Below are 14,476 nucleotides of genomic sequence, written 5' to 3' on the forward strand. Positions count from 1 at the left end.
ATCGGACGCTGCGTCCAATCGAACGGCTTAGCGGACCGGAGGGATGATCGCGCGGAGGATGTCCGCCTTCCAGCGTTGCCGGGCGCCGTCGAATGCCGCAAAATCGTGGTCGAACTGCCAGTACGCCCACGCCCAGCCATTGCGTTCCGCGCGTCGCGCCATGAACGACAGATACGTCGCGCGGCTCTCCGCGGGCGCACGTTCATAGACACCGAACTCGCCAAGATAGATCGGGCGCTGTTCCTTCTCGGACCAGGAGCGGATCTTGTCGAAATCGGCCGAGGCCCTGGCTTCGTCTTCCGCAGAGCCCCAGCGCAACGGACCGATCTTCGAGAAGGTCGGCGACCACGGCGCGCCCTGATGGGTGAATTGCAGCGGCAGGTAATAGTGGAATGTGACGATGAGGTTTCGGTCGCCGGCCGGCAGCACCAGCTGATCGATCGGCAGCTCCTCGGTGTTCAGGATCGCGACCACGACATTGCGCTTCGGGTTGGTATCCCGGATGATGGCAAGACAATCGCCGAGCAGCGCATTCCATTCGGCCGAGGTCATGTTGCCGCCGGGCTCGTTCAGGATCTCGAACACCAGCGCCGGGTATTTCCCCGCATAGCGCGATGCGATCTGGCGCCAGAATGCCTTGAGCTTCACGCCGCATTCGGCCACGTCGCGTTGGCAGAGATCGGTGTCGTGCTCATCGAGGATCGGAACGAGCCTATTCTCCAGCACCTGCTCGATCACGGCATCGAGGCGCCGCAGGACGGCATCATCGAGGATGTTGCCGGACTCCATATGCCTGAAGCCGAAGAAGTTGATCCGGACATGGGAAAATCCGGCCCTGCGAATCGCGGCGAGGTTTTCCAGCCGGAACGGCGCGTTCCGGTAGCCTTCCCAGATGCCGTCATAGCCGAGAATATTGATGCCGCGCCCCAATGGCGCGGCGTCCGGCGATGCCCCCTGCCCCGCAGCGTTCGCCGGCGCGATCAGCGGGAGAGCAAGTGCCGCCGCCGCCAGCATGACGAAGGCTCTTTGCAGAAGCAATCGGAACGCGGTCATGGCTGCTCCAACTCGCGCGGCTCTACGCGCGATGACGGCACCGGCCGGCAAATGGCGAGGAAGAAGGCGATCAGCAGCACCGACGTGAACATCGTCGAGCGAAGGAAGACCGTCTCGGTGAAATTGGTCTGACAGTTGAGGAAGACGAACCCGATGATCAACGCGCAGTGCAGACGGTCGATCGCCCGCCCTACGATCAGGCAGAGCACCTTGTAGGAAAACAGGAAGACGCTCGCCGTGAACAGGAAATAGCCCAGGAATCCGGTCTCGACGAGAATGGCGATATAGCCGTTGTGATAATTGTCGAGCACCCAGCCGTGGTTCTGGTTGAAATAGTCGTAGATCGCCGGATTGGTCCAGAAACCGTTGATGCCGAATCCGAACAGCGGCGCGTCATCGAAATGGCTGATGGCGTACTGCCAGATGAAGGTTCGCTCGGTGAAGTCGATCGTCGTGTCGAAGGCATGAATCGAATCGTATCCGGTCGTGTAGAAATACAGGATCAATAGCGCTGCCGCGACGCACATGACACATGGCAGGATCGCGTAGACCTGCATGCACCGGACCGACCACAGGGAGGTGAGCAGCAGCGCGCAGGCAACCAACGACAGGGCGCCGGCGCCGCGCGACTCCGAAAGCATGACGCAGGTCGAGGCCAGCACGAACGTCACGAGGAACGGCAGCCATCCTTGTCCCGCTATCTTTCGATAGCAGGCGAAGAACATGAGATAGGCGCCGGCGAAGCCGAGGGTTTGCTTCGACTCGAAGACACCCTGCCACTGCCCCTTGTGCATCCAGGTCTGATCGATCCCGATGTCCGGCAGGATCACAGCACAGAGCGCAGAGGCCGCGATCAGCACCAACAGGCCGCGGGTGGCCGATGTCACGATGTCGTCGATATCGACGCGAGTGATCATGCAGAACGCGCCAAGCGTCGTGATTGCGAGCGCCGCGGCCTTCATCAGGGCCGCCACGCCGAGGTTGGTCCACAGCACGGAAACAGTGGCGAACGCATAGAACGCGACGATCACGAGCGTGTCGAGATTGAGGGCCAGCCGCAGGCAGGGACGGATGAACAGGCTTGCGTAAATCAGGACGCCCCACATCAACAGGGCGACGGCTTGCTGTACCAGGGTCAATTCAGTCGGAAGCAGCGCCGCGTGAAAGGTCCCCATCGACATGATCACATTGATGGTGATCGACCAACCGACGACGGTCCTGGCGAAATTCTCCGCCCCGACGCCGGGTGCCTGCCAGATCGAACTGTCGATCGCACGTCCGTCCATTCGGTTGTACCCCGCTCATGGAATGAGCTTGCTGCTCCGGTGGATCGGAGCAGCACATTGCACTCGTGAGAGGCGTCAGTCTTTCGTTGAGGAGGATCGGGTCCGGTTGAACAGCAGATAGAGCGCGTGCGGATTGGTCGTCAGGTAGCGCCAGAACAGCCGCCGCGGCTCGAGCCACAGGCGCCAGGCCCATTCGAGGCCGACGATCTGCATCCATCTGGGCGCACGCGGCCGCGAGCCGGACAGGAAGTTGAACAGCCCGCCCGAGGTCTTGATGACGCCGACATTGCCGAGCCGAGGCATGAACTCGTCGACGAAAGCCTGCTCATAGGGCACGCCGAGCGCGACCCAGAGAAAATCCGGCGCCAGAGCGTTGATCTCGTCGACCTTGGCCCGCAGCGCGTCACCGCGCAGATAGCCGTGCGAACGGCCGACGATCTTGAGTGCCGGATAGGCCCGGCGGACATTGGCGATGGCAGCCTTGTTCTCGGCTTCGTTGGCGCCGAACAGATAGAAGGTCAGCCCGAGCTCTTCCGCCTTGCGCGCGACGTCGTGAAACAGGTCCGTGGTCGCGACGCGCTCGGGAAGCGGATTCGGCGACCGAAGCTTGGACACCATGACCAGCGGTTGCCCGTCGGCGTTGATCAGGTCGGCGGTACGGAACAGCCGGTCCGTCATCGGCTCGGTCGAGCAGCGCGACAGCACCTCGCCATTGGCGGAGGTCAGATACAGCGGACGATTGGCACGCCGGTTCGGATGCACAGCCTCGACCATGAACTCGGCGGTCTGCTCGCGATCGAGCACGGCGAGCCGCAGTCCACCGATGGTTGCCCGGGGAACACCGGCAGTCGCAGCCCTGCCGACAGGATTGATACGCCGCTCCGGCGCGCCGTGTGGCAATGATCCGATCTGTGCCGGCGCCGGGGACATCCGCTCGGCCCGCGATATGTCGCAAATCCGGACAGGCGGAGCAGCCATGTCCGAATTGAGACGCCGAGCCGGCTTGCGGTCGGCCTGCGGGAACGAAATTGCGTAGGAAGCGCGGGTTTTTTGGTTGTGACTCAGCATTTCGGCGGGACTCCAGGACTTGCGAGCCCTTAACTGCAATATCCGGTCCAGACCGGGTGCGATATCTCACCACGGCGCGATTGAACGCATCCTTAAAGGATTGTTAATGATGCTGATCCCTCGGACCCGGCCACGTTGAGATGACAGCCGATCGCAGTCGATGCGATGACGGCAATGGCCCGCCCCAGCAACAATGTGCAAAGGTCGAGGCATTACATTAATACAAATCGTATTCTGCCGCTGCCCGAGCCGATCGACCTTTGCTATAAGGGCGGCGTGCCGGATACAATCGGCGCTTTGAAACTGTCGTTTTGTTTGGTCTCACATGAACAAGAATGATGACGCGTTCGATGTCAGCATCGACGACGCATTCGACTTCCTGTCTGAAGAGTACGTCAAATTATTTGAAGGCTCGGACGCGACCGCCTTCCAGCATCCGATATGGCTGGACAGCCTTTATCGCAAGCTCGCTCCCGCTGCGTCGGCCAAACCGCTGGTCGTCGCCGTCCGCCATCGTGCGAACAGGTCGCTTGCGGCCGTGCTGCCGATGCTGTGCGTGCGGCGCGGCCCGATGCGCACCATCGAATTCGCCGATCTCCGCGTGTCCGACTATTTGTCGCCGGTGTGCAGCATCGCGACCTTCACCGACCTGCTGCAAGACCAGCGTGCTTGCGAAAGGCTTCGACAGTTGCTGCGGCCGTTCGACCTGCTGCGCATACCCAAGCTGCTCGATGCGAGGATGCCGATCGAGAATCTGCTGGGAGCGCCCCATCGCAGCCTGATGGATACCAATGCTTACGCGACGGTCCTGGTCGCGCCGTTCGAGCAATGGCAGATCAATGCAATGGGAAAGTCGTACCAGAAGGAGCTGGCAAAGAAATGGCGCCAGATCCACAAGAAAGGCACACTCACCTTCTCATGCTGCGACGATAGCGCTTCCGTCGGCGAAGCCATGGAGACGATGAGAAAGTTTCGCGGTCCGCGGTTTCACGAACAGGGTGATGGCGACCTATTGCAGCGACCGGAGTATTTCGATTTCTACTCGAGCGTGGCGCTTCGCGGCATGGGCTCGTTTACCCGGCTCTACGCCATGAAGATGGACGGCAAAGTCATCGCGGCGGCCCTTGGGCTGGTTCACCGTGACAGCCTCCTTGTCGTCATGACGGCGTTTGATGTCGAGGGGTACAAGAGCCAATCGATCGGCGCGCTGACATTCGAGAGCGTCGCCAGGGATTGCATCGAGCGCGGCGGCCGGGTGCTGGACTTCACCATCGGTGACGAACCCTACAAGACGTACTTCGGCGGTCAGCCGACCCCGATGTCGGCCGTGACGCAGGCCGGGAGCGCAGCCGGCTCGCTCGCGCTGTTTGCCTTGAAGCAGGCGCCCTGGATCAAGCAGGCCGCCAAGCGTGTGACCGATTTCAGGCCGGTCCGCACCTCGACCGGCACGCGCTAGCGCCGCCCGGCGCTGGCAGCCCGATCAGCGGAGCGCGCTGCGGACGCGCATCACCCATCCCGGATGAATCCGGTCCACCCGGTGTGTGATCATGCGGCGCAGGAAGTGCAGCTTCCGCCGCAAGTTCCAGCGCACACCGGTGTTCAACGTCAAGGCCTGGCGGAAGCTCGCCAGGTGCAGCGAGTGCTGATCCGCGGCGAGCTTGTCCTGATCGGAATAGAACTGCGCAATCTTGTCCGCGCCCATACCGGCGGTCTTCAGCCAGCGCGGCACATAGTCCGTGCAAAGACGTTCGACGTCCACCAGCAGTCGGCCAACGCCGGTTCCGGCTGCGGGACAATTGGTCTGAAACGCATCGCCGATCAACACGACGCCGGGCTGCAGATGGCCCTCGGTCACGGTCAGATCCATGACCCAGTTCTGCACCTGGCCGACCACCTCGAAATCCCCGAGATAGGGCTGCAATCCCGGCATCAGGCGAAGCAGCGTTCGTCTGGTGTCGCGGCGCAGCTCACGCATGATCGGATCGGTCGGATCGCGGAACATGAACAGGTTCGCCCGCATGCCGCCCGACATCGGAAACAGGCTGAGATAGTCGACGCCGTCAGCCGCCTGCTCGCCATAGCAGGTCAGCGCATCGAAATCGAATGGCGCGTTGTCCGGCCGTGCAATCGTGAAGCCGAACGAGACAGAGTGGCGCGCAGCAAGCATCTGCCGGCGCATTCCGAGATTATGGCCGAGCACGTTCGCCATGCCGGTCGCCAGAACGACCAGACGCGAGACGACGCGCTTTCCGGAGGCCAACGTCAACTGCTGACGTTCCTCGCTGCAGCTGACATTGGTCACCTGGTCGAGCAGAAAGCTCGACGCATCGGGCGTCAGGCCGCGTGCCATGTTGACGAGGTTGGCATAGGAAATCCCGTAGGACCGGCCGACGCCGATATCGACCAGCTTGCCGCTCCTGATGTTGAGCACCCGGTCATAGGGCGCGGCAATGGCCTCGACGTCGTCGATGAAGCCGAGGCGGCGCAGGATGTCGATCTGCCGTCCGGCGATTTTTTCAACCCGGAATTCGTCCGGCGGGATCGATCGCTTGTCGATCAGGACGACGCGGTATCCGGCTCGGGCGAGCACAGCCCTTGCGAGCGAGCCTGCCAGACCGGCTCCGACAATTGCGACGTCCGCTTCGATGACCTCGGTCTCGCAGGCCACGATTGGCTTGGTCGCACTTTTCTCGGCAATCATGTTCGTCCGCTCCGACGGCTAGAGCGTTTTCGAGCGAAGTGGATACCGGTTCGCGTGAAGAAAACGCGTCAAAACAAGAATCTAGAGCCTCGTTCCGATTCCATCGGAACGGGAAAAGCTCTGGTTGGCCGCAGGACTGCAATTTCCTTGCCTGCGGTGCCGCCTTGCCGATCGAACACGGCGAGTTCCAGAATTGCGGTTAATGAAAACGTCCGGACCACGATCAGCGGTCTCTCGGCACATGGCTTGCACGGCGGTCGGCCATGAAACCGAACCTTTGCAGGCTCCGCAGCGGGATGGCGAGGCAATTGCCAGGCCATCGAGCAGCGACAAATGGCGTTGACGCGCAAGCGCAGTCTGTTCCGGCAAGGTCCGCGCCACTGGACCGGACGCTGGAGGCAAATCCAACCTGCGCCGTTTGGAGACAGGGCAGACGGCGCCGTTCCAGAATGGAGCAACGCGACCTGGCCCTGTTCACAACTGCGTTGGGCCCGGCAGCCGTTCGAAAGGAACGGAATCTTAGCAAGAGAACATTAACACTCCAGGCTTCACCGATTGCTGCGGTCAACAGCCCGACTGGATATTGAGACGTCTCTGGTGATTGCCTCCGTGCTCCAACTGTTACGGCGCGACGTTACGCGCGGCGTTGCCGGGACCATCCTGCTCAAGGTTGGTAGCGGCGGGCTCGCATTCGCGTTGTTCTCGCTCGCCGCGCGGGCGATGACGCCGGACGCGTTTGGAAACTTCGCAACCCTGCTCTCCGTCGCCCAGATCGCCTCGGTCGTGGGCCTGGTCGGCCAGGAGCTGCTCCTGGTTCGATTTCTCAATGAGTATGAGGTGCGCGGCCAGGCCGAGTTCACCAAGGGTGTGCTGCTGTCGAGCCTGAAGAACTCCGCGATCGGGATGCTGATTTCGATCGCCGCGATCGCCGCGGTGGCAAGCATTCGCGGCGAGTGGTGGCTGTTGATCCTGTCGGTCTCGGCGTTCACCGCGATCAATGCAGGGCTGATGCTCGGCAGCCAGATCGCGCGATCGCTGGTCAGCATCCTGATGGGCGAAGGCAATCGGGAGTTCTTCTGGCGCGTCGCCGTCGTCCTGTTCCTGATCGCGGTGCTGTTCGGCCACCGGCAGCTCACCCCCGCCGAGCTGTTCAGCGCGATGTCGGCCGCGATGGCGCTCGGGCTCGTCGTGCAGATCGTATCGATCATGCGGGCGCTGCCGAACCTGCGGTCGGTCACGGCGCGCTTCGAGGCCTCGCGCTGGAACAAAAGCGCATTCCGGTTCTGGCTCGCCTCCATTCTCGAAGCGGCAAACCAGTATTTCGACGTCATCCTGGTCTACTGGATGCTGGATCCGGCCACCGCCGGCGTCTATTTCGCCGCCTCGCGGCTGGCTAACATCTTCGCGATGCTGTCGGCTGCGCTCTACACGTTCGGCGCGCGCCGGCTGCCCTCGCTGTATTTCAGCAAGAACCACGGCGAGCTTGAACATACGTTGAAGCTGATGGCCGAGGTGACCGCGCTCTGCGTGCTCAGCGGGCTCGTCATTGTCTGGGTGGGCGCCCCCTATCTGCTCGGCCTGTTCGGGCCGCACTTCGCGGCGCAGCAGTGGGTGCTGATCGTGCTCGCGATCGGAACGGCCTTCCAGGCGGCAGGCGGACCCTCTGCCGCTGTTCTGCAGCTGACGGGCCATGAGCGTGATTATGTTCCCGTCGTCGCGGCCAATGTGGCGCTACGGCTGCTGGGATTTGTCGTGCTGATCCCGTGGCTCGGCGTGCTCGGCGCCGCGATCTCGGCGACGGTTTCGCTGGTCGTCGCCACCATCGCGCTCAACGTGCTGTGCCGGCGGCGGACCGGCGTCGACCCATCCATTCTGGTGCTGTCGCATCTGTGGCCGTCGAAAGGTGACGCCTACGCGGTCCGCGTTGCGGACAGCAACGACTAGAGCGTTTTTCGAGCGAAGAGCCGCGTTCCGATACTATCGGAACGGAAAAGGCGCTAGTGTCCTGAATCAAAAGTTCGGCGGACTCCAAATCGACTCGATGATAGCGGACTCTCCTGATTTGGGGAGGATTGGCGATGGGTCGGCGCTTTGCTCCGCTGGAGCTTGATGAGGTGGAACGTGCTGAGTTGACATCGTTGGCGTCGCGTCGAAGCACTGCTCAGGCGTTGGCACTGCGGGCTCGGATCGTCCTGGCCTGTGCTGAGGGCGAGCAGAGCAAGGTCGTGGCGGCCCGTTTGGCTGTCGATCCCGACACGGTCGGCAAATGGCGGCGGCGGTTCTCCGAGCATCGGCTTGAAGGTCTTTGGGACGAGCCGCGATCGGGGACGCCACGCACGATTGAGGATGCCCGGATCGAGGCGGTGATCGTTCGCACCCTTGAGACCCAGCCTCCCGGGGCCACCCACTGGAGTTCGCGCAGCATGGCGCGGGCCAGCGGGCTGTCAGTCTCAACAGTACAGCGTATATGGCGCGCTTTCGGCTTGCAGCCGCATCGGTTGGAGACCTTCAAGCTCTCAACCGACCCCGACTTCGTCGCCAAGGTTCGCGACATCGTCGGCCTTTACGTAGCTCCGCCCGAGCGCGCCATCGTACTGTGTGTCGATGAGAAGTCGCAAATCCAGGCGCTGGATCGCAGCCAGCCCATGCTGCCCATGCGACCTGGCCAGCCGGCGCGCCGTAGTCACGACTACAAACGCCATGGCGTCACCTCGCTGTTTGCCGCCCTCGACGTCGCAACCGGCCGGGTCATTGGCAAATGCTATGGACGCCATCGTGCCAAAGAGTTCCGCAAGTTTCTCGATGAGATCGAAGCTGCGGTTCCAGACGATCTGGACGTCCACCTCGTCATGGACAATTACGCAACCCACAAGACGCCGTTGATCCGCAACTGGCTGGCAAAGAGGCCGCGCTGGCACGTCCACCTGACGCCAACCAGTTCATCCTGGCTCAATCAGGTCGAACGCTTCTTTGCACTCATCACCGAGCGTAAGATTAGGCGCGGCATCTATCGCAGTGTGGCGGCGCTACGGGCCGAGATTGCCTCCTTCATCGACCATCACAACGCTGACCCAATGCCGTTCCGATGGACCAAATCAGCTGACGACATTCTCGGCTCAATCGAACGCTTCTGCGCTTACAATCTGCCCGCCAAGGCATAAAATGCCATGAACTTTTGGTTCAGGACACTAGCTTCAGCCGAACCGCCTTCAGCTCGCCAGGCCGAGCGCCTCGCCCTGGCGACCGCGAACGGCGGCATCGACCGCCACGCGATTGACGACCAGCGCGGTCGGGACCGAACCATAGCCGGATAGATCGGCCCGCGCCTTGCCGATCGCGGCCGAGTTGGCCGCACCTTCGCGAACCACGAGGATCACGAGGTCGGCATGGGCAGCCAGCGCCACCGCGGCCGGCTGAAGGGCAAGCGACGATGCGTCGACGATGATCAAGCCGAAATCGGCGCGAATATCGTCCGGCGGATAGGGCGGCGCCTTGCTGCTGGCGCCCAGCAGCTCGACGACCGACGGCAGGTCGGCCTTGATGATGCCCGATCCTTGCGGCGGCGCGGCCTCGGCGCGCCTGGATTCCACCTCGATCAGGACGCTGAGCATGCCGTTCTTGACGGCGGATCGGTTCAGCGACCGTGCAACGGTGCTGCCGCCCGCACCGGCCTCGACCGACAGCAACAGCGCCACCTTGCCGTGCTCTCCCGAAAGCTGCTCGATGTTCTCGATCAGCAGCTGAAGATGCGGACTGAGATCGGGTTCGGCCGTCGACGAGATCGGGGTCTGCCAGACGCTCCTGACGGCGTCCGGCGACACCATGTTGGGAATGCGGGCCAGCACCGGCAATCCCGGCGGCGGCGCTGGTTGCGGCGCGGCACGCGCCGGCGGCGCGGGCGCCTCGGCCCGACGAAGCGGCGGAATGGCCTTGATCGGGAGCTGCTTCAGATTCAGACCGGGAACGGCGACGATCGCCGTCGATGTCAGCAGCGAGACGATCGCGAGCGCGACCAGCAACAGCGGAAGCGGCGGCAGCGTCGAGCGCACCGGCGGCGTCGCAGGCGATGCGACCTTGGTCTGCGAGCTCTGCAGCAGCCGCTGCTCGTCGGTAGTCTTGTAGCGCGAGAGGAATTGCTCGTAGATATTCTTGTTGGCATCGGCGTCGCGCTGCAATTCCTGCAGCTTGACGAGCGCCTGACCGTCGACCAGGATTTGCTGTTCGACCGCCTTCTGCTGATCCTCGAGCGCCTTCTGCTGATCGCGCTGCGCTTCATACTCCGACTTCGCGGTGTCGATGTTCTTCTTCCGCTCGATCTCGATCTGTCGGTTGAGATCGCTGAGCTGGCTGAGAGCCATCACGAGGTCTGGATGACGATCGCCCAGCACCCCGCGCTTCTGTGCGATCTGGTCGTTGAGCGCGGAGCGCTGGGCGCGCAGCGCACTCAGCAGGTCCTGCTTGACCGGCCCGTCGACATTGGCCTTCAGGTCGCGCTGCAGCTGCTCGTAGCGAACCTTGGCCTCCTCGGTGCGGGCGCGCGCGGCGGCGACCTGCTGGGTCAGATCCGTAACGCGCAATTGCTGCGTCGTCGATTCCTTGCCCGCGTTGACGATCCGGTGCTCGAGCTTGAACTTCGCAACGGCATCTTCCGAAGACCGCAGGCGGTCGTTCAATGTCTTGAGCCGGCTCTTCAGCCAGTCGGCGGCTTCGTCGGTCGCCACGCTGCGCGTGCCACGTTGGCTGGCGACGAACGCCTCAGCCACCGCATTGGCGTAATAGGCCGCACGCTGCGGGTTGTTGGACGTGAACTTGATGGCGATGACATAGGTCAATCCGCGCCGGGAGATGTCGAGCCGGTTGCGGAACCGGTCGAGCAGCCGCGTCGGGTCGGTCCTGCCGCCGGAGATGTCGCTGTCCTCGGCGACCTTGAGCTGCTCGATCAGCGGCCCGAGAAATCCGTCGGATTTGGCGATCTCGACATAGCTCTGCAGTGCTGCGGCATCCTGACCGATCCCCGGCAGGACGTCCTGATCGGTGGTCACGCGCTGCTCGCGCGGGTCGACCACGACGAGCGCGGTCGCGGCATAGCGCGCCGGAATCAACATCAGCAGAATGACGCCGACCGCGAAGATCACCGCGGCGAGCATCAGAATGCGTTGACCGTTCTCGCGGAAAAAAGCCACCACGCCGGGAATGCTAAGCACGCCCTTGGTGGTTTCCGCAGAGGATCGGCTGGTCGGCACGCCGGCAGCTTCCCACGACGCGGCGGGTTCCGTGGGTTCGGAACGTCTCGGGCCTACGCGGCTACCGAACTTCATGGGGCTGTTACTCGAATTCAACTGACAGTACTGCTCCAACGTAAATATCTATGGTTAATCCACGGTTACCCCCTCCTCATGCGGACGTAACCAATTAGTTAACGAGCCGGCTGTACCCTATGTGTGAAACAATGGCTCTCGATTGCTGGCAATGTCTGATCGCACTAAATGAGCAGTAACCTCAACACGCGCTACTCGATCTACGAGCGCGCTTCGCGTGATAAGTACGCGCGTAATAGCGAGGGAGACGATTTCACTCCTTCGACGGGTGAGGAAGCCGTGCTTCATTACAGGCCAAGCACAGAATTGCGCGAGGCATCGACCGCATCACGCGATCGACCGAACGAGAGCAAGCCAAAGCTGCGTATCGTCCTGGTACAGACCCAGGCCGAGAACGCCGGCGCGCAGGAGATATCGCGGCTGCTCGGCGCGGGCCTCTCCGCGCGCGGCTATGACGTCGCCAACCTGTTCTTCTTCCGCAAATCGGATTCCTTCGACGAGCCGCCCAATACTTTCTATTGCGCGCCGAGCCGTCCAGGAAACCCGCTGGCGCTGCTGCGGATGCTGTGGACGCTCGCCGGTCATCTCAGGACCATCAGGCCCGATGTCGTGCTGACCTTCCAGCACTTCGGCAATGTGATCGGCGGAGGCGTGTCGCGGCTCGTCAGCCGAGCCCCGGTGATCGCCAATCAGGTGTCCTCGGCGATGTCGATGAGCATGCCGGTGCGCGCCGCCGACATCTTCATGGGCTCGACCGGCTTCTTCCAGTGCATCACGCTGAATTCGCGGGACATGGAGCGTGAATACGCCCGCTATCCCGCGACCTATCGCGCGCGCATGACGCACGTCCCGCATGGCTTCGACGACAAGTCGCACAGCCTGCCGAAGAACGTCGCGCGGCAGCAGTTCAGGCTGCCGCCGGATCGCACGCTGCTTGGCTGCGCGGCAAGGCTGCATCCGCACAAGCGGCTCGATGCGGCAATTCGCCTGCTGGCCGCCGACCAATCCTGGCATCTTGCCCTCGCCGGACAAGGCGCGGACGAGGAACGGCTGCGAGCCCTGGCGAGCGAGCTGAACGTCGCGGACCGGCTGCACTTCGTCGGCGAGATCAAACCGCGCCAGATGGCCGAATTTCTGGCGTGCCTCGACGTCTTCGTCTTTCCGACGCAGGCCGAAACCTTCGGCCTCGCTGCGGTGGAAGCCGCGAGCGCCGGCATCCCCTGCGTTGTCAACGATCTGCCGGTGCTGCGCGAGGTGCTGTCCTACCAGGGACAGCCTGCCGCAGTGTTCGTTGACGCGGCTAACGAGGCGGAGTTTTCGGCCGCCGTGTCGAAAGTCCTGACCGATCGTTTGTTGAGCGACCAGCTGCGGCAAAGTGCCGTGGGCCTGAAGTCGCGTTATTCGTTGGATGCCATGATAGAGGAATACGTCCGCATTCTCGGCAATGCCGTGGGAGTGGACGCGCACTAGGAAATTGGGCTGGACATGATTATCGAGTTTCGCTGCGATCGCGCGCAGGCGCGACTCTGGATGCGCCGCGAGACGCTGCGCGTCAACGATCAGGATATTCCTGTTCAAATCGCCTGGACGACGACGCCAGGGCCAAGGCCCGCCGGCCTCGACATGCTGTTCGAGCTCGAGCGCATCGTGCTGCGCAAGGGCAAGGCGGGTGATGTCGACAGGCTGAAGGCGATTGCGGAACGACCGCGCATGGGCAACCCCGATGTGGTGATCGACTTCACCACTGCCGCGCGGGACCCGAACTGCCCCGCCAGGCTCTACCTCCGTCCGCGCTTCAACGGACAGGCGGGCGAAGCCGCCGCACTGGCCGCCATTCTCGCCGGCGACCTGCCGGTGATTGAAATCGTCAACGAGCTCGACGGCACGGTCATGGACCGCGGCCATCCCTCGGCGGAAATCGCCGCCGGCCTGAGCGGCGGGCTCGAAACGGTGATGGCGCGCACCCTGTCCATGCTGCCGCCGATCCTGTCGGGGGCTCCGCGGCTGGTGCCGCAACTGGCTGTGCCGGCGGCCGGCAGCGCACCGCGAAATCCCGCGCCCTTTGTCCTGCGCGGCGTCGCGACCTCGATCGCGAAGGAAATCTATCGTCTCTGCTGCTACGCGCCGCATTGGCATGTCGGCTGGCGCTACGCCGAGAACACGGATGTCTGGCGGACCGGTGACCTGTCGGGACCTGCCTGGAACGTGCTCGGCGATCCCGGCAATCACTTCTATGCCGATCCCGTCCCGGTGAAGTGGCAGGGCAGGACGTTCGTGTTCTTCGAGGACCTCGACCACCGAACCGGCAAGGGCATCATCTCCGCGATCGAATTCGACGGCAACGGTCCGGTCGGCACGGTGCTGCCGGTGCTCGAAGAGCCGTGGCACCTGTCCTACCCGTTCCTGATCGAGAACAATGGCGAGCTGTGGATGATCCCGGAAAGCACCGCGCATCGCGATGTCCCGATCTACAAATGCGTTCGCTTTCCCGACCAGTGGGAACGGCAGGGCACGCTGCTGTCCGGGCTCGAACTCGCCGACGCGACCATCACGCAGCATGACGGCCTCTACTACATGTTCGGAGCCTGGCGCGACGGCACCGGCGGATATTCCGACACGCTGGCGATCTATTACGCCGAGCAGTTGTTCGGCCCGTGGCGGCCGCATGCAAGCAATCCGATCCTGATGGATCGCGCGACGACGCGGCCGGCCGGCAATTTCGTGACCATCAACGGCAAGCTGTGGCGGCCGGTGCAGGACTGCAGCAACGGGTACGGCGCGGCGCTCGGACTTGCGGAAGTGCTCGAACTGTCGCCGACGACCTACCGGCAGGCCGTGCGCCATCTGCTCAAACCCGGGCCGCTGTGGACCGGACGCAAGCTGCACACGCTCAACCGCTGCGGCCGGCTCGAGGTGATCGACGGCTCGCGGGTCCAGCCGAAGACCACCGCCTTGCTGAACAGCCTGCGGTCAAGCGACCGACCAGCGCAGCGGGAGTGGCAAGGCACGCTGGCGAAGCCGATCGCGCGACGGCTCCACTAGCCTCGGTC

10 protein-coding genes are annotated in these 14,476 nt (G+C 63.1%); 5 read left to right on the forward strand and 5 right to left on the reverse strand.

Annotation, left to right across the window (positions count from 1 at the left end; translation table 11 throughout):
- Positions 1 to 27: 27 nt before the first annotated feature.
- The 3 genes from ACVIHF_RS26555 to ACVIHF_RS26565 all read right to left on the reverse strand — a co-directional run bounded on the left by ACVIHF_RS26555 (position 28) and on the right by ACVIHF_RS26565 (position 3,269).
- A complete protein-coding gene (locus ACVIHF_RS26555) occupies positions 28 to 1,053 on the reverse strand; it encodes a glycoside hydrolase family 5 protein (protein ID WP_456792787.1) in 1,026 nt (341 codons plus the stop codon).
- Positions 1,050 to 2,339 (reverse strand): O-antigen ligase family protein, encoded by a 1,290-nt coding sequence (locus tag ACVIHF_RS26560; RefSeq protein ID WP_253607225.1) that lies wholly within the window; start codon positions 2,337 to 2,339, stop codon positions 1,050 to 1,052. Before ACVIHF_RS26560 ends, ACVIHF_RS26555 begins: the two co-directional genes overlap by 4 nt.
- A gap of 75 nt (positions 2,340 to 2,414) precedes the next feature.
- Positions 2,415 to 3,269 carry a WecB/TagA/CpsF family glycosyltransferase gene (locus ACVIHF_RS26565; RefSeq protein WP_253607224.1) on the reverse strand — a complete coding sequence of 285 codons (855 nt, stop codon included), beginning with the start codon at positions 3,267 to 3,269 and terminating at the stop codon, positions 2,415 to 2,417.
- Positions 3,270 to 3,732: 463 nt separating this feature from the next.
- Here ACVIHF_RS26565 and ACVIHF_RS26570 point away from each other — a divergent pair, with 463 nt between their 5' ends.
- Positions 3,733 to 4,863 carry a GNAT family N-acetyltransferase gene (locus ACVIHF_RS26570; protein WP_456792788.1) on the forward strand — a complete coding sequence of 377 codons (1,131 nt, stop codon included), beginning with the start codon at positions 3,733 to 3,735 and terminating at the stop codon, positions 4,861 to 4,863.
- Between the two features lie 24 nt (positions 4,864 to 4,887).
- On the opposite strand, the gene ACVIHF_RS26575 is transcribed toward ACVIHF_RS26570, so the two are convergent.
- Positions 4,888 to 6,108, reverse strand: coding sequence for an FAD-dependent oxidoreductase (locus ACVIHF_RS26575; protein ID WP_253607222.1), 1,221 nt, complete (start codon positions 6,106 to 6,108; stop codon positions 4,888 to 4,890).
- Between the two features lie 618 nt (positions 6,109 to 6,726).
- Here ACVIHF_RS26575 and ACVIHF_RS26580 point away from each other — a divergent pair.
- Both ACVIHF_RS26580 and ACVIHF_RS26585 read left to right on the forward strand, forming a co-directional pair.
- On the forward strand, positions 6,727 to 8,052 hold the full coding sequence (locus ACVIHF_RS26580; RefSeq protein ID WP_233285827.1) for a lipopolysaccharide biosynthesis protein: 1,326 nt from the start codon (positions 6,727 to 6,729) through the stop codon (positions 8,050 to 8,052).
- A 134-nt stretch (positions 8,053 to 8,186) separates the two neighbouring features.
- Complete coding sequence (locus tag ACVIHF_RS26585) at positions 8,187 to 9,269, forward strand: IS630 family transposase (protein WP_253604297.1); 1,083 nt, start codon at positions 8,187 to 8,189, stop codon at positions 9,267 to 9,269.
- Positions 9,270 to 9,317: 48 nt separating this feature from the next.
- Here the strand turns inward: ACVIHF_RS26585 and ACVIHF_RS26590 are convergent, their stop codons facing one another.
- A complete protein-coding gene (locus ACVIHF_RS26590) occupies positions 9,318 to 11,426 on the reverse strand; it encodes a GumC family protein (RefSeq protein ID WP_375167058.1) in 2,109 nt (702 codons plus the stop codon).
- A gap of 168 nt (positions 11,427 to 11,594) precedes the next feature.
- Here ACVIHF_RS26590 and ACVIHF_RS26595 point away from each other — a divergent pair, with 168 nt between their 5' ends.
- The gene (locus ACVIHF_RS26595) at positions 11,595 to 12,896 is read left to right on the forward strand and encodes a glycosyltransferase family 4 protein (protein ID WP_256558655.1); all 1,302 of its coding nucleotides are present in this window, start codon (positions 11,595 to 11,597) and stop codon (positions 12,894 to 12,896) included.
- Between the two features lie 15 nt (positions 12,897 to 12,911).
- Positions 12,912 to 14,468 (forward strand): glucosamine inositolphosphorylceramide transferase family protein, encoded by a 1,557-nt coding sequence (locus ACVIHF_RS26600; RefSeq protein WP_253607220.1) that lies wholly within the window; start codon positions 12,912 to 12,914, stop codon positions 14,466 to 14,468.
- The last annotated feature ends 8 nt before the right edge of the window (positions 14,469 to 14,476 follow it).

The organism is Bradyrhizobium sp. USDA 4506 (assembly GCF_054058795.1).